Source organism: Desulforhabdus sp. TSK (assembly GCF_022836495.1).
Classification (GTDB): domain Bacteria; phylum Desulfobacterota; class Syntrophobacteria; order Syntrophobacterales; family Syntrophobacteraceae; genus Desulforhabdus.
In genome coordinates this window covers 12,728-37,952 of sequence record NZ_BQXM01000002.1, presented here as the reverse complement: position 1 = coordinate 37,952, position 25,225 = coordinate 12,728, and the positions used below count along the sequence as shown (strand labels likewise).

The window sequence follows — 25,225 nt, the reverse complement described above, 5'->3', positions numbered from 1 at the left end:
TCTTCAACATCCTGAATGCAGGAGGCGAACATGACCTTAGAAGAGATCGTCACGGCAGTTCAAAGAGTTTTGGGCATTCACATCGACGGGAAAGCCGGGCCGGAAACCTGGTCGGCCATTTACAAGGCGGTGGTCATTCCGACACTGACGGGCAGCCAGGCACCACCCGAGATGACCGACGTCGATACACGAAGTGAAAAGAATATTCTCACGCTGCAGGAAGAAGTGAGGCCCCTTGCCCGGGCGCTGGTTCACAAGGCGGCGGCTGCGGGCATCGGGATCAAAATCATCAGCGGACTCAGGACTTATGAGGAGCAGGACGCTCTCTACGCACAGGGCAGGTCGGCACCGGGCAAAACAGTGACAAACGCCAAGGGGGGGTATTCCAACCACAATTTCGGCATCGCCTTCGATATCGGTGTATTCGAAGGCAATAAATACATGGAGGAATCTCCGAAGTACAAGGCGGTTGGTGTTTTGGGCATGGATCTCGGTCTGGAGTGGGGCGGCAACTGGAAGACGATCGTTGACGAGCCTCACTTTCAGCTGCGCCCCGCATGGGCAGGAGGACTGAAAGAAAAGGAAATGCTCGCTCTGCTCAGACAACGGGTAGCCGACGGAACACCGGTGTATGCATGATATTACCACTCTGACTGGCGCTGGTCGAAGGGGTGTGGTATGTCTTGAAGGACTGCTCCGTCCTCACAGGAAGAGAAAACGGGGGGAGGCATTCCGGCATTTGTTATTCCGGCATGCCGGGATGCGATGTTGCACAATTTGTGCAGTACGAGACAAACGGCCCGGCCCATCCGACGACTTCAACCGGGTCGCCGCGCGGGCCCCGCTGCCCCCTGGGGCATATTACAGTTCTTCACCCATTGAGAAAGGGCGATGCCCATGAATTTCGATCCGTTGTTCAAGCCGGAAACCGTGGCTGTGATCGGTGTGTCCCGAAAAAATGACCGCCATCCGGCCAATGTCATTTACAACAAGCTCCACCTGCGATATCCCGTGAAGGTCTTCGCCGTGAACCCCCAGGGCGGCTCCATACTGCGGGAGCCCATCTATCCGTCCATCGCCGATGTGCCCCGAAAAGTGGATCTCGCCGTCATTGCCGCCAAGGCGGAGTTTGTTCCCAACATCCTGGAGCAGTGCATCGCGGCAGGCGTCGGCGGGGCGACGGTCATATCCGGCGGATTCGCCGAGGTGGGTCGACCGGAGCTCCAGGAGCGTATGAAGCGCATCGCCCGGGAGGCCGATTTCCCCTTCATCGGCCCCAACTGCCTGGGGGTTTACAGCCCCGACCGATTCGACACCTTTTTTCTGCCCGGTGAACGGCTCGTTCGTCCGGATGTCGGGAGCGTGGCTCTGGTCAGCCAGAGCGGCGGGGTCCTGGTGGACCAGATGGTTCAGTTCACCGAGCAGAGTGTCGGACTTTCCGTGGCGGTGAGTATCGGCAACAAGGCCGTGGTGAATGAGCTCGACCTCCTCGACTACCTTTCCAGGGACCCTGCCACGCGCGTCATTTCCTTTTACGTGGAAGGTTTCGGACCCAACGAAGGCCGTGCCTTCGTTCAGAAGGCCCAATCGTGCGGCAAGCCCGTCGTCGTCCTCAAAGCCGGAAAAACGGCGGCCGGCACCCGGGCCGTATCGAGCCACACCGCGTCACTGGCCGGAGACTACGCGGTTTTCTCCCAGGTGATGGCCCAGCATGGAGTCGTAGAAGCGACAGACGCCTCCGAATTGGTGGCTTACTGCGAGTCCCTGAGCTGCTATCACCAGCGCATCGGAAATCGCATGGGGATCATTTCCGTCAGCGGGGGTCACGGTGCCCTGGCAAGCGATGCCTGCGCGGCGCGACACATGGAAGTTCCCATCCTGCCCGACGCAATTCAGGCGGCGATCCGGGAAAGGCTTTCAGAGAGTGTGCGCTCCATTGCATCGGTGGCAAACCCTGTGGATCTCACAGGCAGCGCCACTGACGATGACTTCGTGGAAGCGGCCCAGGGCTTGAGCCGATCCCCCGATCTCGACTGCGTCCTGCTGCTCCTTTTGCCCTATTCCCCCGGACTCAGCCTGGACCTAGGGGCGCGGTTGAGCCAGGTCTACCAGAGAGAGGGCAAGCCCCTCATTGCCTATGTGCCCCACGAATCCAAATACGCCATGCTCATCGAGGGATTTCAATTGAACCGGGTGCCGGTGGCTGCTTCCATCGAAGGAGCGGTGCTCATGGCCGATGCCCTGCGGAGGTGCCAATCATGTTGACCGATGCAATGCACGCGATTATCGAAAGCTCCCGGGACATGGGCTGGATCATGGAGCCGGAGGCCAAGCGGCTCATGAGCCTTTACGGAATCGAGATTCCCCCGTACGCCTGGGTGCGCAGCCACACCGAGGTGAAGACCGCGGCGGAGCAGCTCGGTTTTCCCCTTGCCGCGAAAGTGGTCTCTCCGAAGGTCGTGCACAAGTCCGACGTGGGGGGAGTGGCTGTGGGGATCGACAGTGTGGAAGCCCTGACGGAGGTTTTCGAACGCTTTTGCAAGATCGACGGTTTCCTCGGGATGCACGTGGAAGCCATGGCCAGGGGCGTTGAGCTCATCATCGGCTCCGTGGTGGATGCCCAGTTCGGCCCGGTGGTGCTGCTCGGCATCGGGGGAACATCCGTGGAAATCTACAAGGACACCGCCGTACGCATGGCCCCCATTACTGAAAAGGAAGTGGCCGACATGGTGGATTCCCTCAAGGGGCGCGCTCTCATCCAGGGGTATCGCGGGGGAACAGTCGTCTCCATGGAGCGCCTCTCCCGCCTGCTGGTGAGCTTTTCCCATATGGTGATGGATCTTGAGGGGCAGATCGCTTCCATCGATCTGAACCCTGTCATCGCTTCGGAAAACGCCTGCGTCATCGCCGACGCGAGGATCATGCTGGCGGCTGACGGCAAGGCGTGAAAAATGGGTGAAATTAATAAATTTGGTGTGTTACCCTTTCCCGTATTTCCACATGCGCTGAAATTTGAGGACGAGTGGATTTGACAGGGAACAGCGATTAGCTTGCTTTTATGACGTTTGCCGCCATCAAGGACGGATTCAGGCCCGCGCGTCGTGTATAGGGAGGTGAAGCCATGTCGTTACAAAAAAGATACCTCGTTTCCTTTTTCGTCATTCTGATCCCGGCCGTGGTTCTCGGGGCCTTTGGCCCTTCGGAAGCGGCGCTTCCGGATGCCGTCGGCTCCAGCCGTTATCAGTTGCAGGTGGAGAGGGACCTCATCACCCTCAGGGCCCGGAGCGTCCCCCTGATGCAAATCTTCCACGACATTGCCGAAGCCTCGGACATGCAGGTCAAATTTCGTCGAAGCAGCGATGCACTGGTTACGGTCGACAAAAGGGGTGTGAAGCTCCCGGAGCTTTTGAAAGCGCTCTCCATCAATTATGCCTACATCGAAGGCTCCGAGAGGGACGGTTCCCCCTCGAAAATGCTCTACCTGCTGCCCTCGGGAAGCGCCGAATCCCCACAGGAAGGCTCGGATATGAGCGCCGGCCCGTCCCATCCGGCCTTGGCGATGGATCCCTATTCCCTCCCGAATATTCCGGCTTCGAGGAAGAACGCCCACAGTGGTTCCGCTCAACGGTCGGCCGACCCAAGGGTAGAGCGGGTGCCTAACGAGCTCCTCATTCGTTTTTCTCCCCAGGCGACTGCCGAGCAGATTGCGGCGCTTAACGAGGCAAGCGCTGCCAGCGTCGTGAAGCAGATCCCTCAGCTGAAAATTTACCGCCTGAGCTTCCCCGCCGGCAGTGACATGGACGCCGTCAAACAGCGTTATGCGGAATCCTCCCTGATTCAAAAGGTCGAGCCCAACTACGTGGCGCGCATCCCTGCGCAAAAAGTCAATGACCCGAAATCCGGAGAGCAATGGAGCCTCCAGAAAGCCAGGGTTCCCGAAGCATGGAGCATCTCCGCAGGGTCTCCGGATGTCGTCGTTGCAGTCGTGGACACGGGCGTCGATGCCGAGCATCCCGACCTGGCGCATCAGCTTCAACAGGGTTATGACGTCCTGACCGGCACGCAGGGCATCCCGGCCGACGACAACGGCCATGGAACTCAAATGGCGGCCATCATTGCCGCGGAAGGCAACAATGCACTGGGAGTCGCCGGGGTGAGCTGGAAGTCCAGGATCATGCCCATCAAGGTGCTGGACGCCAGCGGAGCGGGAGCCTACGCGGACATCATGGAAGGATTGATCTACGCGGCGGACCATGGCGCCGACATCATCAACCTGAGTCTTGGCGGATACGCCTACTCGGAGGCGATGAGAGATGCCGTTCAGTATGCGCACGACAAGAATGTCGTCATCGTGGCCGGCGCAGGTAATGACGGGGGCAATTATCCCATTTATCCGGCTGCTCTTCCCGGCGTCCTGGGTGTCACCGCAACGGGGGAAGCAGACGAAAAATGGAGCTACTCGAACTTCGGCAGCTTTGTGGACCTCGCCGCCCCCGGTGTGGGGATCCTCAGCGCCACGGTGGGCGGAGGATATGGGTATGCGTCGGGAACCTCACAGGCGGCGGCTTTCGTATCGGGGGTAGCGGCATTGGTGAAGGCAGCCAATGGCACCCTCACCAATACCCAGATCGAAGATCGCCTCCAGGCATCGGCCGATGACCTGGGCGCCTCGGGCCGCGACGTTTTCTTCGGAGCCGGCCGCGTCAATGCCCTCAGAGCGCTGTCGAGCCGTCGCTGAATCCGTCATCCCGGATCGTTCAGGGGGTAAAGGCTTCCACCATGAAAGAGATCATCGGGCTGGCGGTCTTTGTGATTTTGACCGCCAGCGTCATTGTACTCTGTGTGAAAAAGCAGCTGGGGAAGGGCGTCACGACCATTTTCCTGGTATTTGCATTGCTTTCCGGGGGGGCCATTGCAAACTACGACCAACTCCGGGAGGTGGAGTGGAAGCTCCCCGGAACGAAGGATATCGAGGCCCAGGTTTCGGCCATGAAGCAGGATGCCATAGCGGCGATTGTGAAGGAGACCGAGGCTCAGCGGGCCTCTTTGGCGAACTTGGTGCAGGAGCAGATGGCAGGGGCATCGGAAAAGCTGAATACTCAGAAAAGAACCGAAGAGACCCTGGGTGAGGCGTCCAGGAAACTGGGGGAAAGTCTCAAGGTACAGGAACGCCGTATGCAGGAGATTCTGGACTCATCGGAGCGCACCCGTGATGAAATGATGGCCGTCCATGAGGCCACCTCCGAGCTGGCTCTCACCCTCACTCACCTCATCTATCTGCAGATGGCCTTGAAGCCCGAACCGGCCAACAAGCAGGAAGCCGCGACAATGGAGAAAATCCTCGACGGGCTGGACCAGGTGGTCACCCTCGCCATTCCCGACCCTCAGGAGCGCGAAAAGTTCATCAGCGAGGTAAAGCGCTCCATTCCGGCCTCCCCATAGCGGCTTTGCACCGGAAGCTATGTCAACAGCGGAACGATGTCTCCCGCCTTTCCGGTGAGGCTGATATGAAAGGAATCCGTGTAGGGTGTCGGTTCGAGGTTGATCTCCACCACCATGGCGCCGGCGCCCTTGGCGTGCATTCCCATGGAAGCGGCCGGCTGCACTGTCCCTGAAGTCCCGATGACGAGCATCAGGTCGCAGGTCTGAATCTCCCCATACGCTTTTTCTATTACAGCGGCATCCAGCATTTCCCCAAACCAGACCACATGAGGGCGCAGGAGCCCATTGCACGCCGCGCACCGTGGGAGCGCCGGAAGGGGCACCGTGCGGTCTTCCCCCAGCCGGCCGCACTGGGTACAGCGCAGCCACCAGATGTTGCCGTGGAGCTCGATGATGTTTCGACTGCCGGCTTTCTGGTGGAGGCCGTCGATATTTTGGGTGATGAGGGTGAAATGAGGGACCTGCTTCTCCAGCTCCACCAAGGCCAGGTGGGCTGCGTTGGGACGCAGAGGCGCCAGGAGCTCGCGGCGCCAGTTGTAGAATTCCCACACCAGCTTGGGGTCGCGCGCGAAGGACTCGGGGGTGGCAAGGTCCGTGGCCCGAAATTGCCGCCACAAACCTCCCTCCCCTCTGAATGTGGGAACTCCTGATTCAGCAGAAATGCCCGCACCCGTCAGGACCACCACCCGCTTGGACTGCGCCAGCTTCTCTTCGACGGCAAGAATCCTGTCCTGCATGGAAATCAGCTCTTCGACTGCATCGTGCGCATGAGGTCATCGAAATAATCGATGGTCTTGCGCAGCCCTTCTTCCAGCGGGACCCTCGGCTCCCAACCCAGGTTCTCCCTGGCGAGAGTGATGTCGGGCTTGCGCATGGTGGGATCATCCTCGGGCAAAGGCTTGAAAATGAGCTCGGACTTGGATTTCGTCATGGCGATGACTTTTTCCGCCAGTTCGAGGATGGTGAACTCGCCGGGATTCCCGAGATTCACAGGACCGGTGAAACCGTCCGGCGTGCGCATGAGGCGAATGAAGCCTTCAACGAGATCGTCCACATAGCAGAACGAGCGGGTCTGAGTCCCCTTCCCGTAGATGGTAATGGGCTCGCCTTCCAGCGCCTGGACGATGAAATTGGACACAACACGACCATCCTGGGGATGCATGCGGGGGCCATAGGTATTGAAGATGCGGGCCACCTTGATGAGCAGCTTGTGCTGGCGATGGTAGTCAAAGAAGAGCGTCTCTGCGCAACGCTTTCCCTCGTCATAGCAGGAACGCCTTCCGATGGGGTTCACATGCCCCCAGTAGCTCTCCTGCTGCGGGTGCACCTGTGGGTCGCCGTAGACTTCGGAGGTGGAAGCCTGCATGATTTTGGCCCGAACTCTCTTGGCCAGCCCCAGCATGTTGATGGTTCCGTGGACATTCACCTTCGTGGTCTGCACGGGATCGTTCTGGTAGTGAATGGGGGAAGCCGGGCAGGCCAGATTGTAGACTTCATCCACTTCCACATACAGAGGATACGTGATATCGTGCCGGTAAAGCTCAAAATACGGATTGTCCAGAAGGTGAAGGATGTTGCGCTTGCTCCCCGTGTAGAAGTTGTCGATGCAGAGCACATCGTAGCCTTCCTTCAGCAGTCTTTCGCACAGGTGAGAGCCCAGAAATCCAGCGCCGCCGGTCACAGCACAACGTTTACGCAGATGCATTTAAATTCCTTTCCCAAAGGATAGAAAAGAAAAGAACCCGCCGGCAACGCCGACAGGTTAACCCTTAAAAGTCATTGATATCTATGGAGAGCACAGTCATAACCACCACAACTTTTTTTCGGGCTCACTGTAATTCTTCTGCCGACTTTTGACAATGCCTTTTGTATCGGACGCAGGGAAAATGACAGCCTTGGGAAATCACAGGAAAAGAGCACGGAAACGTGCGCCATCCGCACAGATTTTCCGTAGATCCGGCTGCTGCCCGACCATCCTCGCGATGGCCGGCCTTTGCCTCCTTCTGATGACTGCAGGCGGCTGCACGGGAGGCAAGCGGTATGCACCAACGGAAATTCCCGGTATCGATGCCTCAAGACTCATCCAGACGGCCCGCAGCCAACTGGGAGCCTGCTACCTTCCGGGAGGCTGTTCACCAGCGTCGGGCTTCGACTGTTCGGGCTTCATCCAGTGGGTTTTCCTGCAGCAGGGAATATCGCTTCCCCGGCAGTCCCGGGATCAGTATCAATGGGGGCGGCAGGTGAATGTGGATCAGCTCCGGCGGGGGGACCTGGTGTTTTTCGCGACGGATAAACGAGGGGTTTCCCATGTCGGCATTTATGCGGATGACGGCCGGTTCATCCACTGTTCGAGTCCAAAAGGCGGCGTGCGGGAAGACAAACTCTCGAAGGGATATTGGGCAGAACACTACCTGGGGGCGCGAAGAATCCTGCCGTAGATTTTCCTTCAAGGTCACCTGGCAGCAGAGTCGGCACCCTTCCCAAGATGCCTCCCTGCAGGTGAAGCCCCTTGGGGATCCGATCCAAAATTCCCGTTGATTCCCTCAGGGTATTGAGTTAGAAATCCTCCCGGTTTTACAAAGAAATCAAAGGCTATCGTTCTATTGGGGAGCAGGAGGCTCCTGTGCACCCTGGAAATATGGCAACGATGGCTGCACCCGACTCTAGCATGCGTGCTCGATAGATCGGCAATTGATTTTTCCACGATGGATGCGCTTTTCCCCAGGGGGCCGCATAGCGCTTGGCCCCGAAAGGTTGAAACCAAATGCTGCGCAAGATCCTGCCTTATCTCAGACCTTACCGCTTGCCCTTCCTTTTCGCATTGACTCAGGTTTTCCTCATGAGCGCCTGCGAAATCCTGAAGCCCTGGCCTCTCAAGATCGTCATTGACAATGTTCTCGGCGACAAGCCCATCCCCTGGGAATTTGCAGGGGCGATTTCCCGGCCGACGCTTCTCATTTTCGCCTGCCTGGGACTGGTGATCATCTACCTCATCCTGGGAGGGATCACTCTCCTCAACAACTACACCACCATCCGGATCGGCCAGCGCATGGTGAACGACCTGCGCCGGGACCTCTACAGCCACCTGCAGCGCCTCTCCCTGGCCTTTCACAGCCGCCGCCAGGTGGGTGACCTCATGTACAGGGTCACGGCGGACACCTACGCCATTCAGAGCCTCACCATGAACGGCGTTTTCCCCATCGTCACGGCTGCGGCACTGCTCGGCGGGATGTTTTTCGTCATGGTCAAGATCGACTGGCAGCTCACCCTCCTGTCCCTCGCCGTGGTTCCCGCACTCTTTGCGGCCATCTCCCTTCTGAGCGGCCGTATCTCCACGGCGGCAACCCTGGCCCGGCAGCACGAGAGTGAAGTCTACTCCGTCGTGCAGCGGGCCATGTCCGCCATGCGCATCGTCCAGGCTTTCACCAAGGAGGAGGACGAGCACCGCAAATTCATGACGGCCAGTGACCTCAGCCTGGACGCCAGCCTGAAGCTTTATACCCTCCAGACCTTTTATTCCGGTGTCATCAATGTCGTCATGGCCCTGGGAACGGCTTTCGTGGTGTGGGTGGGAGCGAACCACGTCATGTCCGGATCCCTCACGGTGGGGGAAATCGTGGTTTTCACGACATACCTGGCCTCCCTGTACGCCCCCATCAACACCATCAGCCAGACCTGGGGGGTGATCCAGGGGGCCAAGGTGGGGGTGCAGCGTGTCTTTGAAATCCTGGACGTGGAGCGGGATATCCAGGAGGGAACAAAAACCTTTCCCAAGTCCGGGGCGCGCGGAGAAGTCACCTGGGAAGGCATTTCCTTTCAATATGTCGAGGGGCAGAGCGTTCTCAAAAAAATCGATCTGCACGTTCAAGCCGGGCAAAGGGTAGCCATTGTCGGCCCCACGGGCGTGGGCAAATCCACCCTGGTGAGCCTCCTTCCCCGCTTCTATCAGCCCCAGGAGGGACGGGTTCTCATCGATGGGACGGATGTGCGGGAGTTTCAGCTCAAATCCCTGCGCCGGCAGATCGCCATGGTGCTCCAGCCCCCCCTGGTCTTTCCCATGTCCGTCAGGGAGAACATCGCCTACGGCCGTCCCGAAGCAACCCTGGAAGAAGTCATCGAGGCGGCGCGCCTGGCGCGCATTCATGAATCCATCGACCGGTTGCCCAACAAATACGACACCATCATCGGGGAGCAGGGCGCCACGCTCTCCGAGGGAGAAAGACAGCGCATCACCATCGCCCGCGCCATTCTGCGGAACGCCCCCATCCTGATCCTCGACGAACCCACTTCTTCGGTGGACGCAGAAACGGAAGCCTTCATCATGGAAGGACTCCAGCAACTCACCAAAGGACGCACGACCTTTATCATCGCTCACCGTCTCTCCACCGTTCGGCAGGCCGATTTCATCATCGTGGTGAAGGGCGGAGAGATCGTGGAAAAGGGTCCCTTCGACCAACTGGTGCATGCCGGCGGGCCATTCGCATCCCTCTACCACAGCCAGTTCAGCCTGGATGAGTGAATGAAGAATCAGATGGGAAGGAGAGTATGAATTTCCTCTTCCCAGCTTGTTCCCTACCCATTATATTTCAGCGTGCAAGTGGGCTGAGGGTCGTATGGAATTCAACACCTTTTTCGGAAGGCGCAAGCATATGCGGGCAACCATCGTCGCATTGTTCTCCGGACTTTTGTTCCTGTTGTTTTTGTACTGGCTGCCCAGCGTTCATCCGGTTTCTAGTTTACCCCATTCAGCTCCGCTGCAGACCACACCAACCGCATCGGGTTTCAATGCATCCGCGGGCCGCATCGGTCTTCCTCCTGCCCCGACACCCTCAAAGGAGCAAACACCCGGCATTACAGGGAAAGACCTGGATGTCCCAGTGGGTGTGAGGTTGATGGTATTTTCCCCGCATCCCGACGATGAAACCCTCGTCGCCGGGGGACTCATTCAGCGCGTGCTGGCAAACGGCGGCACCGTCCGGGTCGTGTTCGTGACCAACGGCGACGGTTATATGAAAGGGGTACGCACCCGCGTCAAGAAACTGCAGACGTCTGCCAACGATTTCATCGAGTATGGTGAAAAGCGCCATGATGAAGCCCTGGGAGCCCTGCGCATCCTGGGACTTCAGCCCGAAGACGGTATTTTCCTCGGATTCCCGGATGACGGCATCGATGACCTGTGGGCGAAAAACTGGTCCAAAATCAAGCCGTATACCTCACCCTATACCCAGTTCGACCGTCCGGAATACAAGGAGAGCTTCAACATCTGGACCCGGTACGCAGGCACAGACCTCAAAGAAGAGATTGCCGAAGCCGTGGTCAGTTTCATGCCCGATTGGATAGTTTCCCCCGATCCCCGCGACTATCACCCGGACCACTGCACTACGGGAGTTTTCGTTCTGGAAGCTCTGCGGCAGTTGAAGGAAGAAAATGAAATCTCCCTGGAGGACACTCAGATTCTCACCTATCTCGTCCATTTCTTCGACTACCCGTCTTCGCCCCAGTGGATCAAAGAAGTGAATGCCAGAGGCGTCGGCGGTACCAAGACCGCCGGCCAGGTGCTGGCTTCCACCCAGTGGGTGAATTTTGATTTGACCCCGGAAGAGCTGGCAACCAAAAAGCAGGCTCTGGCTGAACATCGAACACAGGTTGAAGCATTGGGAAACTTCCTGAAGGAATTCATGCGCCCCAATGAGCTCTTCTGCCGCTTGAGCCCTGGTCAGGCACTGCATATTCCCCTGGAATACGCCGCATATTTTAAACGGCCCAGCAGCTGAGCCCAGCACGGCAGCATGAGGCTCCGCCCTCTCCCTTTGCCGGCCGAAAGGGCACGATTCGGAGGCCATACTACAGCATATGACTTTTTGGGGCAGTGTGCACCCCGGCCTGCCCCGACTCCAGGATGACTCATGAGATTGATGCTTTCGAGACTTAGCAAGCCAAAAGTTCGCCTGATCCTCTTTTTACTCCTCACCTTTTTTGCAGCAGCCCCTGCCCGCGCCGCCGACTCCCCCGAGAGCTCCCCTCGCGGCTGGAAAACGATAGAAAATCAGGGAGTGCACTGGCTCCAGAGCCCGGATGGAAAGGTGTTTTACTCCAAGGGAGTGAACATCGTTTCAGGGGCCAAGGAGACGGAAAAGAGCCGCCGCAGCGAGGCCTATTACTGGCAGAACTTCTACCCAACCCTCGATGAATGGCGGCGCTCCGTTGGAGACCGGCTGAACGCATGGGGCTTCAACACCCGAGGCGGATGGTCCGACCCTTCACCGGACATGGGCCTTGCCCTCACGGTGGACCTGGAGCTCGGCAGGAATTCAAAATTCCACTGGTTTGACCCCTTCGATCCCGCCATGGAGGCGAAAACCCTGGAATGGGCCAGGAAGCTCACCGCCCCTTACCTGAATGACCCAAATCTCATGGGCTATTATTCCGACAATGAAGTGGGATGGTGGAATTCTTCCCTTTTTTGCTGGTATCTCAAGGCAGGATGGGAAAATCACACGAAGCGGGTGCTCTGGCAATTGCTCTACGATCACTATGCCGGCGACTGGAATCGCCTGAAGCGGGATTGGGTGCCTCAGGGCAGCCTGGGGAGCTTCGAAGAACTGAAACAGCCGGACGTTCAGCTCAAACTGCGGCAGGGTGGAGAGGGCATCCGACTGGTGAACCGGTTCATGGCCCTGTGTGCAGGGCACTATTACCAACTGATGGCCCGCTCCCTTCGTGCGGCGCACCCGGGAGCCCTGGTCATGGGAGACCGCCTTCCCCTCTACTACCACCAGGATGCCATCCGGACCATGGGTGACGCCGTGGATGTCATCTCCACCAACTACAACGTGGATACGCCCGACGGCTGGGTAGCTCCCTATTACTTCGAAGGTCTGCAGCGCCTGACGGGAAAGCCTGTCATCGTCACGGAGTTCTTCTTTGCGGCGGAAGAAAACCGCAGCGGCAACCGCAATGAAACCGCCCGCAGCGCACACGCCAAGCCCGGGCACCTGATGACGGTGGAGACCCAGGCACAACGCGCCTGGGGAGCGGCCAACGCCCTCGTAAATTTTGCCCGGTTCCCCAATGTCGTGGGCATCCACTGGTTTCAGTACGCCGACGAGCCCCTGGGGGGACGGGAAGATGGCGAAGACTACAATATGGGGCTGGTGGATACCGCCGATCGGCCCTATGAAGAGGTCACGGAAGTCTTCCGCCGCCTCAACCCCGTCCTCGAAACCTACCACCGCGAGGGCCGAAGCCCCGAGGGACCTCTCGCAGGCAGCACGGCATCCATCCTGCCGGTGAGCACGTCCACCGGCCGCCAGGATCCGACCCCTCTCCCACGGGCCGTCAGACCACTGGATGTGACGGACCAATCCCTGGTGGACTGGGACAAGAGCAGGACGCGGCTGACGGACCTTCAAGCCGTCGATCCCTATGTCCCCTTTGGAGACATCCACCTGGCTTGGAAGCCCGAAGGGCTATACGTGGCAAGCATCGCCAACACCTACGTGGATCCCAGGCTACTCGATTACCAGGGGGATTTCCCTCTCTCCGAAGCCTTTCAGCTCCACGTCCAGGTAGAGGCAGCCGGCAGGCTCCATCAGTTTGTCATCTACCTCGTACCCCAGGAAAACTCTGCCCTGCCCGACGGCTTTGAAATCATCCCGAAGCTTTACCGCAAGACAGAAAACGGCGCCATGGAGCTCATGCCCAATGACGGGCACGTGCAGCGGATCCACAAATCCCTGCCTCATATGCTCCTGGAAGCTTTTCTCCCGGCGGAATGGCTCGGCATGCCGGAGTTGGTGGAAGGAATGCCGCTCCGGATGAACCTGACCCTGGTGAGCTTTTACAGGGAAATGACCATGAGCTGGACTGGTGCTCCCGGGCTCGGAGAGGGTGGAGGCTCGGAAGGGCTGCGGGCGGTGATCCTGCGTGATACGCAGGAAGGGCTGCGCGCTGAGTCCTCCTCCGGTTCGGTCGTGCCGTAGCCTTCGTCGCAGCTTTCAACCAGTGGGGGGTGAGGAAGGGGAGAAGAGTTTGTATCGCGCTTCCAGGAAACCCACCCCTCGGTTCGTGAGCCGCTCCAGGCCGATGGCTCCCCAGCAGATTCCCGTCAGTATCCCCGCGGCGGCCAGCACGTAGAGGGGCATGCTCCAGTCCACCAGGAGCCTTCCACAATACATCACATAGGGTTGATGCAGCAGGTAGACTCCGTAGCAATAGACACCGACAAGAGTAATCCCCCGGTTCAGATAAGGAACCCTGCTCACCCCCCGGGCCACGTGCGCCATGATGACGAAGAGCCCCATACCCATGAGTCCGTCACTGAAAATGAAGGCGATATTGGGCTGATAGCAGAAGGCTCCCAGGCTGTAGATGGCGATCCCTGCCAGTAGGACCGGCCAGGAAAAGAGGCTCCGCAGCACCGACTGGGGCTGACGCCTGAAGACGAGAGCCAGGGCCATCCCCATCCCGAACTCCCAGACACGCGAACCGAAAAAGCCCCCCTGCACATAATTCCAGTGAGCATGCAGGACGAAATGGAGCAGGTAACGGCTTCCCAGGCTCATCACTCCCACGATCACCAGGAACCATACCACCCCGGTTTTCTGCATCATGCGGAAGAGCAGCGGGTAGACCAGGCAGAGCTGCAGGATCATGCCGAAATACCACCACGCGGGGTTGAGATAGTAAAACATGGTATCTACGGGAATGAAGCGGTCCCCCAGAAAGCTCAGGAGAAAGCGGTAATCCACGGAATCATGCCTGTAGACAAAGGGGGACACGAGATAGATCAGGTGAGCCAGCCAGTAGAGGGGAAAAAGGCGCATGAAGCGCTTTCCGTACCACTGAATCCAGCCGCCCTGGGGAAAGCCCGTTTTGGTGAGGGAATAGGTCAGGCCAAAGCCGCTCAAGATAATAAAAACGCCGACGGCCTGAGGCCCACGCTGAAAAAGGCCCGCCATCAAGGCATCCACCGTGCAGCTGAGCCCGCTGGCCGTGGCGCTGCACTGGGACAGGAAGGGGGGAAATGTTTTCAGGTTGACGGGCCACGGAAACCGTCCGTTGTCATAGGTAATGAAAAAGTGGAAGAACGCGATCCACAAGATGGACAGGCCGCGCATGGTGTCGAGCCAGGTGAGCCTCTGCACGGAGGGCGCGGCTACGGGTTGGTTCACTCATTTCTCCAGGGGAACAAAATTCCAAACCAGCTGAATCATTCTCACGCCAGACCGGCACGCTCCATGAGACTCCCCAGCACCTTTTCGGCGGCAAAGCATTCCTCGGCAATCTCGCGGGCGGCACGGCAGCTTCCTTCATAGTCGCTCTCGATGACATCGACGGCCGCCAGGATGTCCTCCATGGTGAGGAACCCGAAGAGTCCCTTGCCGGTGGGCAGGATCTTGCTGAATCCCGTTTCCTGGGTGATGACGGGCCGGCCTGCCGCCAGGTAGCAGCAGCTGCGGTCGCTGAACCACCCGGTCCGCGGCAGCACGACCTGCTCCTTGGCGACGGTGAATTCTCCCCGCGACTGCTGAATGTATTTGCGGTAGCCATCGATCTCCCTGGAAACATCCAGGGAATGCACCAACCGCCACCCGTTGGATGTCAAAAGGTGATGGGTGGGCTCATCTACTTCGAGGGCAAGCTCAAAAGGCACGCTCCGCCGCTGGGGCAGGTCGAGGAACTTGAGGAATTCTCGATCCTTCGTCCAGTAATAGGTCCGCCCGCGATATTCGATATTCTTCCCTTTGTTGTGCCAGGTGGTGATGGTGCTGAAAGCCGCATCCCGGGAGGGAGGGTAAGGGTTTTCCCACAAGTCGAGAAAGACCGGCTGGCGCGTGGGGAGCCAGTTCACGCCCTCCAGGGGGAGGTCGCAGTCGGGTGCCCCGAAGTTCTCCCCGAAACTGAAATGGGTATCATGAGCCGCCAGGGCATCCAGGGTGGGCTGGTCCCCCCGGGCCACTTTCACCTGCACGGCGAAGGGGTCCGATTCCACGTAGATGCGGCGGGGAATGGACAGGTGCTCTTCGCGCAGTTCCTGGGATGCCGTGACATTGAGGAAGGCATCGGCCTCCTTGTAGAGCTGCAGCAGTTGAGTCTCGGTCATCCCGTAGCACTGCCCGCCTTCGTAATTGCCCCGAAACACCCAACGGTCTTTGAAGCCATAACGCTCCAGGATGGGGGCCACCGCCGCGATATTTTCCGATGCATCGGGAGAAAATTCAAATTTCCGGGCATTATAGATCCAACGCCCCGAATCTTCCACATAATACGGATCATACCCCAGGCGCCGCAATCCCAGCAGATAATGCAGGAATTGGAAAGTCACTCCCGCCAGCGGGTACCAGAAAATGATTCCAAAAACGATGATTTTTCCCTTATGGGGCTTTTCCGAGCTCATGGATTCCATTCCCGTTCTATTGCAGTCTGTGAGCGAATTATAATGCATCCTGAATCATTTTTCCGAGTACTTTCGAAGCATCGAAATGCTCGTGGGCGGCGGCAAGGGCAGCCCTGGCATGATGCGGGTAGTCTTTTTCCACCCTGCGGAGTGCGTCCGCCGCCTCTTCCGCCGTGTTGAAAACGAGAAGGCCTTCTCCGCAGGGAATGAGGGATGAAAACCCCGTGTCCTGGACCACCACCGGGCGCGCCGCCGCAAGGTAGCATGCGGATCGGCAACTGAACCAGCCCGTACGCATGGCCACATAGACCTGCTTGGCCGGTGAAATTTCTCCGCGGGAGCCCTCGATGAACTCCTGATACATGGCGGGAGTCACGGTAGCCGCCGGTCCGTCGGCCACCGCCCAGCCGGCCTCAGCCAGCCGATCCAGGGGCGCGTTCACCCCCCCTACGGCCACCTTGAGGGGCGCCTCGACCTGGCATGGAAGTCCCATCAGCTTCTCGAATTCCGCACCCTTGCTGGCGTATTCGATCCCCTTGTAGATGAGCTTTCCCTTGAAGGCATTCCAGGTCATGATGGTGGTCCAGGGCGCACGGGGCGGCGCTTCCTTCCTCGTCAGGGGCTCCCACAGGTCCATCACCACGGGCATGCGGGTGGTCTTCCAGTTGAAATGCATGCGGGGCGCCGTGCAATCGGCCCCGTAAATGTTTTCGGCATAGGTGAAGTGCTGGTCGTGCTGCGCGACGCCGTGGCACCACCGGTCCACATTTTCAGACCATTCCAACCGCTCGCTCAACATGATCTGGTTGTAGCCGGGATCCGTATCCAGAAAAATCTTGGCGCATCCCGGGGACAACTCCTGGGGAATCATGCAGGCCCCGCTGACGTTGATGAAAAGGTCGGCTGTTCGGGCCACCGCATCGAAATCCGATCGTTTCATCCCGTAGCTGGTTTCATGCAGATGGCAATAGTGCCAGCGTTCGCTGAGATCCGGAGCATAATCTCTGAAAAAATTTTCCAGGTACTTCACGGAATAGCCGGGATCTTCGGTATAGGTTTTTTCCACAGGATGATAGGGCCAGCTCCAGGTATCCTCATGATAATAGACATCATGCCCCATGCGGGCGAAACCGACAACATACTGCAGATAATCCCAGGCGACGCCGCCCACGGGATAAAGCCCCACCAGACCGGTCACAATGATACGCAGCCGCGAAGATCCCATCCTTTTCCTCCCCTGAACCTGAAGCGGTAGACATGCCATGCTCGACGTCCCGACCTTTTCTTGCATGATTCATGAACTCATCAAGGCCAAAAGAGTAGGCAACGTTTCACGCCTTGAACGCCGTCTCCCGCAGACGCATGGCATGCACAGCCGCGCTGTCTCATAGCACATGCTCCGACAGAATAATGCTGACACCTCCTCGCCGTCGACAAAGTGGTTAAAATATCATAAGAGGCTAGAAAAACATCCAAAATTCTCATGGAACCAACACTTCTCATTGCGATATCGAGGGGGAGGAAGGACCTTTTTCATCGTAATATATTGATTTTGATTTACAAAAATTACCATTCCACGCTAGGATTCAATATACATTCACCCCAGGCTCAGAACGTTGGAAGAGGTCAGAATGATGGTTATCCATGAGAACGCCACAAAGTTATTGCCCGACCATTTGAAGAAACTGTGGCAATCCGTTGAACAGGAAAGGCTCACCGCGGCAGAATTCCAAGATGCACAGAAACGTGCGCTTGCCGGGTATCAGGCCACCTGGGAGGATGCGTTGCGCCTAGTCGGGTACGGCAACCTTAAACTCAGCCTTCTTTCGGAGCTTGGACTATATCTGGGATGTGAGCAACTCGCTGAGGTCGAGCTCAGGTGTACACGCGCATTGGCTGGAGTCAAGGGGGAATGGCATGGCATAGTTGATCCTGGAAACCGTCACTCGGTGGAACAGTTCTACGACGAGAGCCAGGCGATGATCTATGAGCTCATGTGGTGGCACACCTTGGCCGAGGACAATTCTCCACTCGCCTATGTGCTGGCATTGCATTTTGCCACACTCCACGGATGCCATCACTATCTTGACTTTGGAGCAGGAGTGGGGTCAGGGGGGATACTCTTTGCCAAGAATGGGCTGGAGACCGCTCTGGCAGATATCAGCTCAACCATGCTGAGTTTTTGCCAATGGCGATTTGAATTGAGAAAGCTCTCCGCCTGTTTCATCGACCTCAAGTCGGATAACCTGCCGGACAACACCTTCGACATAGTTACTGCCATGGATGTCTTCGAACATCTCGTTGACCCCGTGGAAACCGTGGATGTCATCTGGCAGGCTATGAAACCGGGGGGATACCTTTTCGGCCGGTTCCACTCAGAACCTGATGAAGACCGTCCCCATCATATCATCCAGGACTTTGCTCCAACTCTCAGGCGCCTTGAGGAGCTCGGCTGTGTCGAAGTCTGGAAGGACGAATGGCTATGGGGCCATCAGGTTTTTCAGAAATCCTGATCATTTCCAACAGATCAAGAAGAAAGGATGCCAGCCATTGCCTCCCCCGCATCGGCGGTATTCCCTGCGTTAAAGACTCGTCCCCAAGGGTTAAGCAGCGAGGAACTCCTCAAGTTTTTTTGATCCTGGTTTTTCTGGGAATGTGGATTGGGCGCCAGCGCAGAGAGGATCTACGGCATGTTGGAATATAAGGCCATCGAGATATTCACCAGCGAAGAAGCCCGCTGGCAGGGCAAGCCCCTGAGCGACGCCATTGTGCATTTCATCGCCGGCCTGAAGACCGCAGCGCGCTGCATGGTGACCCGTGGAACAGACGGGTGCTACGAGACCGGAGAGATCGCCACCAGAAAACTGGAAGTCCTCTCTTACAATATGCCGCTGCGCATCACCATCATCCTGCCCGCGGGCGCTTTGGATCGTGTCCTCCCGGACATCGAGCGGATGGTCACCGACGGCATCGTGGTGCTGCACTCCCTGGATGTGATCAGCCACAAAACCCAGAATCGCCTCATCCCCCCGCAGATCAAGGTGCGAGACGTGATGACCGTCAATCCCAGGACCGTCACCCCTTCGACGCCATTGGATGAAGTGGTGCGTATCCTGCTGTGCAGCATCTTCACAGGGCTCCCGGTGGTGGACTCGGACCATCGCCCCGTGGGGATCATCTCCCAGGGGGACCTCATCTATCGCGCGGGAATGCCCTTGAGGCTCTGCCTGCTCGCAGCGTCCGAGGAGAGCCGGCTGAAGGCTTTTCTCGATTCCATGGCATCCAAAACCGCCGCTGAAATCATGACCCGCCCCGTCATGTCCATCCATGAAGACCGCCAACTGACGGAAGCCGTCGATTTGATGCTCCAAAAAGGGCTGAAACGCCTCCCCGTGGTCGACAGCGGCGGCAGGCTGGTGGGGATTGTTTCACGCATGGACCTCTTCCGGACCATCATGAAGGAATCCCCCGACTGGCAAACATTCAAAAAGCTGGACATTCAGGTGGAGAATCTCCATTCCGTCTCCGATATCATGAGGCGAGACACTCACGCTGTGAAGCCCGACACTCCCCTGGACGAGGTCATGCGCATCATCGATTCCAACGACATCCAAAGGGTTGCCGTGGTGGACGCCGAAGGCCGCTACCTGGGACTCATCTCCGACGAAGACCTCCTCACGGTATTCAACCGTCACAGTGCGAGTCTATGGGATTACGTCGTGAGCAAAATGTCTTTCACTGAAATGGGGCGAAAGCACAAGGAATTCCTGGACCATCTGCAGGCCGGGACGGCTGGGGAGCTGATGTCCGTCAAACACATCACGGTCTTGGAGGAGGCTCCCATGGAGGAAGCCATCCGGCTCATGACGGAGCACAATCTCAAGCGGTTACCCGTACTGGATTCCCAGGGCTACTATAAAGGAATGGTGAGCCGTGAATCGCTGCTGCGAACCGGCTTCACCGGATGCAGGATTTGAGGGCACAGGCAATGGCGTAGACGGTGCAGAAGGAGACAGTTCATGGGAAAGATCCACTTCGAGTCTTGGCGACAAACCTCATTTTTTCACAACCCTCTGAAAGACGGACAGCTCGATACCCAGGAAATTGAGGTACGCATTGATCCTCTCACCAGACATCAGAGCACCTTCAATCCAGGACTGGAAGGCAAGATGTCGATCCTCTTTCCCGAAACGGACTACGCCTATCTTGAACAACGCGCGGAGGCGACCCGCGGGCAGTGCTTCCTGTGTGATGACCGCTGGCGCACGGCCACCCCCACCTACAGCACCGATATCCTTCCCGAAGGTCGATTGCAGCGGGGCGAGGTCGCCCTCTTCCCCAATCTCTTTCCCGTGTCGGCATTCCATGCCGTCGTCAAGGTGGGGGATCGCCATTTTCGACTGCCCAACGAAATTTCCGCCGATCTTCTCGAAGACGCTTTCACAGTCTCCATCGAATCCTTCCGACAATACCACCGCCGCCATCCCTCCATCCGCTATTTCACCATCAACGTCAACTTCCTGCTTCCCGCAGGAGCGAGCATCATCCATCCACACCTTCAGTTGCTCGGGTCCCCCTTTCCGGGGACCTACCAAGAGCTGCTGCTGGAGAAAGGCCTCGCCTATTACAAGCGTCACGGCTCATGCTACTGGACGGATCTCGTGGAGGAGGAGAAAGCCCTCGGGGAGCGCCTCATCGCACAGATCGGCGGCAGCACGTGGTTTGCGGCCTACGCGCCGGGAGGAGCCAACGAGATCAACGCGGTCTGGACCGAGCGCTCTCATTTTCTGGAATGGGGGCCGGAAGAGATTCGACAGATGGCGGATGGATTATCACGGGCACTCTGTGCCTATCACGATATGAAATTTTCCAGCTTTAATTTCTCCTGCTTCAGCGGCCCGGTCGACTCCTCGCTGCCGGAATTCCGGTGCCTTCTGCGTCTGGTAAATCGCCAGAACGCCATGCCCCACCACCGGACCGACGACTACTATTTTCAAAAGCTCCTCAAAAACGAAATCATCATTCAGCGCCCGGAGAAGCTTGCCGCTTTTCTGAAAGGGTACTTCTGACGTTTTGCGCTGGTCCTGCAAAGGAATGGCCGCGTATTTACAATCTTCGGCACTCAAGGTGCGGCACTATCCCGTATCGCGCCTCGGCGCAGGAAGACCTTCACAAAAAGGTACCCGCCCAGGCACAGAAATACTGTATCGCGCAGGAGATACCACAGGGTAGCGGGGTCTCCCTCCGTGCTGGAGCTGAAGCAGCCGCAGTGGACGTCCAGGCCTCGAGCCACGTTGAAAACGAGGGCCCCCAGGAATACCAGCAGGAGTACATTGGCGAGAGCAACAGCGCCAGGCAGCCAGACGCCCAGGACGAGAAGCATCCCCAGCAGCACTTCCACCCAGGGCAAAATCAGCGCGGTGAGGTTGATCGTTTCCCCCGGCAGGATCTGGTAATTATAGATGGCCTGGGCGAAGGCCGCGGGATGGAGGATTTTGTCGGCCCCGGCCCAGATGAAGATCCCTCCCAGGACCAACCGAGCCCAAAACACCGGGTCTCTTTTGAAAGATGGCATATTGCTTCCTTCTCGAACTTATTGTCATTGCTCAGAGTTCCTGCATCAGCCTTTCGCCTGCGCCGGAAGTCGTATGAACTGGGTAAAGATGAATGATAAGAGACTCAATGCCGCACCGATGAGAAAAGGGATCTCGTAGCTGTACATCCAGAGAAATCCGCCGAGGGCGGGCACGAAGACGGCGGCAATGTGATTGATGGTGAATCCCACGGCCGCCCCGGCCGCCATGTCCCGGGGATCGGCGATCTTCTGGTAGTAGGTCCGGATGGCCACGGCAAAATTGAACACCAGGTGATCCACGACGTACATGAAGCCCGCCAGGATATTACTGCCGGTGTAGGCATACGTCAGGAAAACCAGAATGAGCACGATGTATTCAAGGCTCAGAAGGGTCCGCTCGCCGAAGCGGTTGATCATGCGGCCGATGACCGGGTTGGCAAAGTAATTGACGATGTTGTTGATGACGAAAAGCGCCGTGACGGCCTGGACGGAATAATCGAACCGCTTCACCAGGAGAAACACCGCAAAAACGATGAAAATCTGGCGCCTTGCTCCTGCAAGAAAAGTCAGGGTGTAATAGAGCCAGTACCGCTTCTTGAGAACCATCTTTTTCATCTGGGGATGCAGGTCCTTCCGGGAAGGGTCCTGGACCAGCCCCCAGCATCCGGTCAAAACAATGAGAAGCCCCAAAATTCCGAACATCTGGGTGAAATCCATGAACTGGGACATGAGATAAATGAGGGCCCCGATAGCTATGCTGGCCGCCGCTGCGGTGGAGCGAAGCTTTCCCATGACGAGGGGCGAGACCTTCAGGTCGAAATATTGGAGGATCAAAGACTGGTTGACCGTTTCGTAATAATGAAACCCAAAGGACATGAGCAGGGTCGTCAGCGTAACGCCCCAGAAGCTCGGGAAGAAGCCGGTGAGGGCCAGGCCGGCCCCCAGCAAAGCCACCGAGAAAGCCGCCAGCTTGTGCTCACTCATGATCAGCAGCACATAGATCACCAACAGGGACAGGAAGCCCGGAACTTCCCGTATGGACTGAACCAGCCCCATCTGGGCGGCATCCAGGTGGGCGACCTCCACGGCAAAGTTATTGATGAGGATCTGCCAGGCCTGGAGTCCCGCTGTCGACGAGATCGTCATGAGGAGGAGGAACCAGAACATCCTCCGGCTGTTGTCTTCCATTTGCATCGGGAAATTCCTGCCTCTCCCGGCTTTTTGCCTGCCAGGCGCTGTCGAAAAGTTATCCTCAACCAGGGTACATGCCGTCACGCGACGGGAAAGATCCGCGTTTCAAATCACGTCCCTCTTTAAATCAAATGCCTCGGGAGATAAAGACCTATTGCCGGAGAAACCCGTCAAAAGGCGGCGGAGCTCTGAAGGGCACAAAAAAGGGGTGCCGAGAGATCTCTCTCCCGCACCCCCCTGGCGTCGCATCACTCAAGCAGTGATTGACGTATTAACCGGCAGGTTTGAACAGGCATCTTGCGATGCGCCTGCCACCGTTCTGATCGAACCGGCATGTGTTATATTTCCATCCTGAGCCGGATTTAAGGCATCCATCACCTTCGGAGCGCTACATAAAAATTCTCTTCCTGGGCCTGACATTCTCAGAACCGACTCCCGTCGGCGTTTTGGCGCTCCGATATTCCACGGCCACTTCCCTTCCGGAGCTCATCCCAACGCGCCTTCCAGGCCCGGCGGAACCGGCCGGGGCGCCACCATCCCTGGACCGGAAGGGACGGGGTGAAGGTGCATGGCTTCCCCTATGGCCCTTTTCATTTCCCGCGCCGAGGCGCGCCGTGTCGGCGGAGCGCCTCCCACCGGCATCCCGGGGCTTATGCAGAGGGTAAGCCGGCTCCAGCCCGGGAATGACATGCTGGGGCAGGCTCTGCCCCATATACCGCTCGATGCGGGCAAGATAAGGGAGATCCACTCGGGAAGCGAAAGAAATCGCCACACCGGATTCTCCAGCCCGCCCTGTCCGACCGATACGATGGACGTAGTCTTCCGCAAAACGCGGAAGATCGAAATTGATGACGTGGCTGATCCCTGTCACATCCAGACCGCGAGCGGCCACATCCGTGGCCACCAGGAGTCTGATTTTGCCGCGCCGCATGTTCAGCATGGTGCGGTTGCGCGCATTTTGAGTCATATCGCCGTGGAGTGCCGCCGCTGCATAACCCTGGCCGTTCAGGACATGGGCCAGGCTGTCTGCGTCACGCTTGGTGGCGGAGAAAATAATGGCTTTCGTCACGGTGCTGTCCGCACACAGGTGCTCCAGCATGCGGGTCTTGTGCTGCAGGTTGTCCGCCACGTGCAGTCGCTGCTCGATACGGTCATGAGTGATCTCACCGGGGGCGACCTGGACCCGTTCGGGATTTTTCATCAATTCCCCGGCCAATTGAGTCGTGGCGCTGCTCACCGTGGCCGCGAACAGCAGGATCTGGCAATGCTTGGGCACAGAGGATGCAATCCGCTTCACATCGTCGATGAATCCCATGTCCAGCATGCGGTCGGCTTCATCCATGACAAACATTTCAAGACGGGAAAGGTCGATGCGCCCACGTTCCATATGATCCAGCAGCCGCCCGGGGGTGGCCACGATCATCTCGGGCCTCTGAGAAAGCGCCCGAATCTGCTCCGGGAAGGGCATGCCTCCAAAAATGGCAACGCTCTTCACATGCAGGAATTTACCGTACATGCGGGCGGCCTGAGTCACCTGATCGGCCAGTTCCCGAGTGGGAGTGATGACGAGGACGCGGGGTCCGGGAGTACGCTCCGCCCTTTCCATGGAAAGCCGCTGGAGGGCGGGCAGGACGAAAGCGGCGGTTTTGCCGGTGCCCGTCTGCGCAGACGCGATGACGTCGTGCCCGGCGAGGGCCTTGGGAATGGCGTCCATCTGAATCTGGGTCGGTTTCTGGTGGCCACACTGGGCAAGGGCTTTGAGGATGGGGGGGCACAACTGCAGAGTTTCAAAAGACATTAAGCGTATAATCCTTCTTTTTTTCGGCTTCAGAAACAGGCCATTCCCCCGGGAGCGGGAAAAACCCGCGGATCCGGCGCAGCACGGCATGTCCACCTCGCTCCGCAAAAATCGCAGAGCGGGGCGGATACTGAAGCAGAAAATCGGTTGTGGGGATTGAGACAATCAGGCTGTAGAGGAATACCCGCGCAGAACAAGGCGCTTGCGGCTACAACACCCTAAAATGGACCGGCATGAAACGAAACATCGCCGCCAACCAGGTGCGCTGCCGCAGTCAGTAAATCTCTCTGAGGGCAAGGGGTCAGTGATCGATGGAAGTCATATTGCTAGTGCAAGAAAAAGCGAAAGCAGTCCGCAAAACCATTTTCGCCGGGGTCTCAAACAATTGGGCGGATTATACCCCGGCATTTCCAAAAGGCAACCCGTTTTTTTCTCCAGGTGATGCATCTGCCTTTCTTTCTCCCATGGAAAACCCGGCAATCCCGCAGTTGTTGGCGCGGAAGACGACTCCCCCCATCAAGGCTCCGGCTCACGCAGCATGGCATTGGGGTTGATATGAGGATCCTGCGCACATTCCCGGCAGTAGTAGAGGGGCATGACCGTTCCGCAGCCATGGCCGTAGAGCTCGAAGCGGGCGCACTCCTGGCACAAAGGCACCCCGCATCCCGAACAGGACGTAAAGAATGGGGGCCGATGACACATGCTGCAGACTCTTCCGGCATTTTGGGCGTGCATGATCAGCTCCTTGGCAAAAGAAATTAAACATTCCCGGCTTCACCTAACCCGTCATTCCAGATACGATAGCAGAATATCCCGATTG

At 57.9% G+C, this 25,225-nt stretch carries 21 protein-coding genes; 12 read left to right on the top strand and 9 right to left on the bottom strand.

Annotation, left to right across the window (positions count from 1 at the left end):
* The first annotated feature begins 30 nt into the window (after positions 1 to 30).
* From MWC30_RS01505 to MWC30_RS01485, 5 genes are all read left to right on the top strand, one after another.
* Entirely contained in the window at positions 31 to 639 is a 609-nt protein-coding gene (locus tag MWC30_RS01505) for a M15 family metallopeptidase (RefSeq protein ID WP_244082381.1), read from the top strand.
* A gap of 258 nt (positions 640 to 897) precedes the next feature.
* Entirely contained in the window at positions 898 to 2,265 is a 1,368-nt protein-coding gene (locus MWC30_RS01500; RefSeq protein ID WP_244082380.1) for a CoA-binding protein, read from the top strand.
* Complete coding sequence (locus tag MWC30_RS01495) at positions 2,259 to 2,948, top strand: acetate--CoA ligase family protein (RefSeq protein ID WP_244082379.1); 690 nt, start codon at positions 2,259 to 2,261, stop codon at positions 2,946 to 2,948. Before MWC30_RS01500 ends, MWC30_RS01495 begins: the two co-directional genes overlap by 7 nt.
* A gap of 173 nt (positions 2,949 to 3,121) precedes the next feature.
* Positions 3,122 to 4,738, top strand: a complete 1,617-nt coding sequence (locus tag MWC30_RS01490; protein ID WP_244082378.1) for a S8 family peptidase — start codon at positions 3,122 to 3,124, stop codon at positions 4,736 to 4,738.
* Positions 4,739 to 4,779: 41 nt separating this feature from the next.
* On the top strand, positions 4,780 to 5,442 hold the full coding sequence (locus MWC30_RS01485; RefSeq protein WP_244082377.1) for a hypothetical protein: 663 nt from the start codon (positions 4,780 to 4,782) through the stop codon (positions 5,440 to 5,442).
* A gap of 17 nt (positions 5,443 to 5,459) precedes the next feature.
* Here the strand turns inward: MWC30_RS01485 and MWC30_RS01480 are convergent, their stop codons facing one another.
* Complete coding sequence (locus MWC30_RS01480) at positions 5,460 to 6,179, bottom strand: NAD-dependent deacylase (RefSeq protein ID WP_244082376.1); 720 nt, start codon at positions 6,177 to 6,179, stop codon at positions 5,460 to 5,462.
* Positions 6,180 to 6,184: 5 nt separating this feature from the next.
* The gene (locus MWC30_RS01475) at positions 6,185 to 7,147 is read right to left on the bottom strand and encodes a UDP-glucuronic acid decarboxylase family protein (protein WP_244082375.1); all 963 of its coding nucleotides are present in this window, start codon (positions 7,145 to 7,147) and stop codon (positions 6,185 to 6,187) included.
* Positions 7,148 to 7,337: 190 nt separating this feature from the next.
* Between MWC30_RS01475 and MWC30_RS01470 the strand changes: the two genes are divergently transcribed.
* The 4 genes from MWC30_RS01470 to MWC30_RS01455 all read left to right on the top strand — a co-directional run bounded on the left by MWC30_RS01470 (position 7,338) and on the right by MWC30_RS01455 (position 13,424).
* A complete protein-coding gene (locus MWC30_RS01470) occupies positions 7,338 to 7,880 on the top strand; it encodes a C40 family peptidase (RefSeq protein ID WP_244082374.1) in 543 nt (180 codons plus the stop codon).
* 326 nt (positions 7,881 to 8,206) lie between these two features.
* Positions 8,207 to 9,961: an ABC transporter ATP-binding protein gene (locus MWC30_RS01465; RefSeq protein WP_244082373.1), complete on the top strand. Its 1,755-nt coding sequence runs from the start codon at positions 8,207 to 8,209 to the stop codon at positions 9,959 to 9,961.
* A gap of 373 nt (positions 9,962 to 10,334) precedes the next feature.
* A complete protein-coding gene (locus MWC30_RS01460) occupies positions 10,335 to 11,216 on the top strand; it encodes a PIG-L deacetylase family protein (protein ID WP_244082372.1) in 882 nt (293 codons plus the stop codon).
* A gap of 132 nt (positions 11,217 to 11,348) precedes the next feature.
* The gene (locus MWC30_RS01455; RefSeq protein WP_244082371.1) at positions 11,349 to 13,424 is read left to right on the top strand and encodes a beta-galactosidase; all 2,076 of its coding nucleotides are present in this window, start codon (positions 11,349 to 11,351) and stop codon (positions 13,422 to 13,424) included.
* Positions 13,425 to 13,439: 15 nt separating this feature from the next.
* Here the strand turns inward: MWC30_RS01455 and MWC30_RS01450 are convergent, their stop codons facing one another.
* From MWC30_RS01450 to MWC30_RS01440, 3 genes are read right to left on the bottom strand one after another with little or no spacing between them, the layout of a single operon-like run.
* Positions 13,440 to 14,615, bottom strand: coding sequence for an acyltransferase (locus tag MWC30_RS01450; protein WP_244082370.1), 1,176 nt, complete (start codon positions 14,613 to 14,615; stop codon positions 13,440 to 13,442).
* Between the two features lie 44 nt (positions 14,616 to 14,659).
* Positions 14,660 to 15,841 (bottom strand): hypothetical protein, encoded by a 1,182-nt coding sequence (locus MWC30_RS01445; protein WP_244082369.1) that lies wholly within the window; start codon positions 15,839 to 15,841, stop codon positions 14,660 to 14,662.
* A gap of 37 nt (positions 15,842 to 15,878) precedes the next feature.
* Positions 15,879 to 17,066, bottom strand: a complete 1,188-nt coding sequence (locus MWC30_RS01440) for a hypothetical protein (protein ID WP_244082368.1) — start codon at positions 17,064 to 17,066, stop codon at positions 15,879 to 15,881.
* Positions 17,067 to 17,472: 406 nt separating this feature from the next.
* Here MWC30_RS01440 and MWC30_RS01435 point away from each other — a divergent pair, with 406 nt between their 5' ends.
* The 3 genes from MWC30_RS01435 to MWC30_RS01425 all read left to right on the top strand — a co-directional run bounded on the left by MWC30_RS01435 (position 17,473) and on the right by MWC30_RS01425 (position 20,910).
* Complete coding sequence (locus MWC30_RS01435) at positions 17,473 to 18,354, top strand: bifunctional 2-polyprenyl-6-hydroxyphenol methylase/3-demethylubiquinol 3-O-methyltransferase UbiG (protein WP_244082367.1); 882 nt, start codon at positions 17,473 to 17,475, stop codon at positions 18,352 to 18,354.
* Between the two features lie 177 nt (positions 18,355 to 18,531).
* Positions 18,532 to 19,818, top strand: a complete 1,287-nt coding sequence (locus tag MWC30_RS01430) for a DUF190 domain-containing protein (protein WP_244082366.1) — start codon at positions 18,532 to 18,534, stop codon at positions 19,816 to 19,818.
* A gap of 42 nt (positions 19,819 to 19,860) precedes the next feature.
* Positions 19,861 to 20,910 (top strand): hypothetical protein, encoded by a 1,050-nt coding sequence (locus MWC30_RS01425; RefSeq protein ID WP_244082365.1) that lies wholly within the window; start codon positions 19,861 to 19,863, stop codon positions 20,908 to 20,910.
* Between the two features lie 53 nt (positions 20,911 to 20,963).
* Here MWC30_RS01425 and MWC30_RS01420 read toward each other — a convergent pair whose 3' ends face one another.
* The 4 genes from MWC30_RS01420 to MWC30_RS01405 all read right to left on the bottom strand — a co-directional run bounded on the left by MWC30_RS01420 (position 20,964) and on the right by MWC30_RS01405 (position 25,140).
* Positions 20,964 to 21,416 carry a MauE/DoxX family redox-associated membrane protein gene (locus MWC30_RS01420; protein ID WP_244082364.1) on the bottom strand — a complete coding sequence of 151 codons (453 nt, stop codon included), beginning with the start codon at positions 21,414 to 21,416 and terminating at the stop codon, positions 20,964 to 20,966.
* A 45-nt stretch (positions 21,417 to 21,461) separates the two neighbouring features.
* Entirely contained in the window at positions 21,462 to 22,610 is a 1,149-nt protein-coding gene (locus MWC30_RS01415; protein ID WP_244082363.1) for an MFS transporter, read from the bottom strand.
* A gap of 385 nt (positions 22,611 to 22,995) precedes the next feature.
* Entirely contained in the window at positions 22,996 to 24,405 is a 1,410-nt protein-coding gene (locus MWC30_RS01410) for a DEAD/DEAH box helicase (protein ID WP_244082362.1), read from the bottom strand.
* Positions 24,406 to 24,921: 516 nt separating this feature from the next.
* Entirely contained in the window at positions 24,922 to 25,140 is a 219-nt protein-coding gene (locus MWC30_RS01405) for a hypothetical protein (protein ID WP_244082361.1), read from the bottom strand.
* Between the last annotated feature and the right edge of the window lie 85 nt (positions 25,141 to 25,225).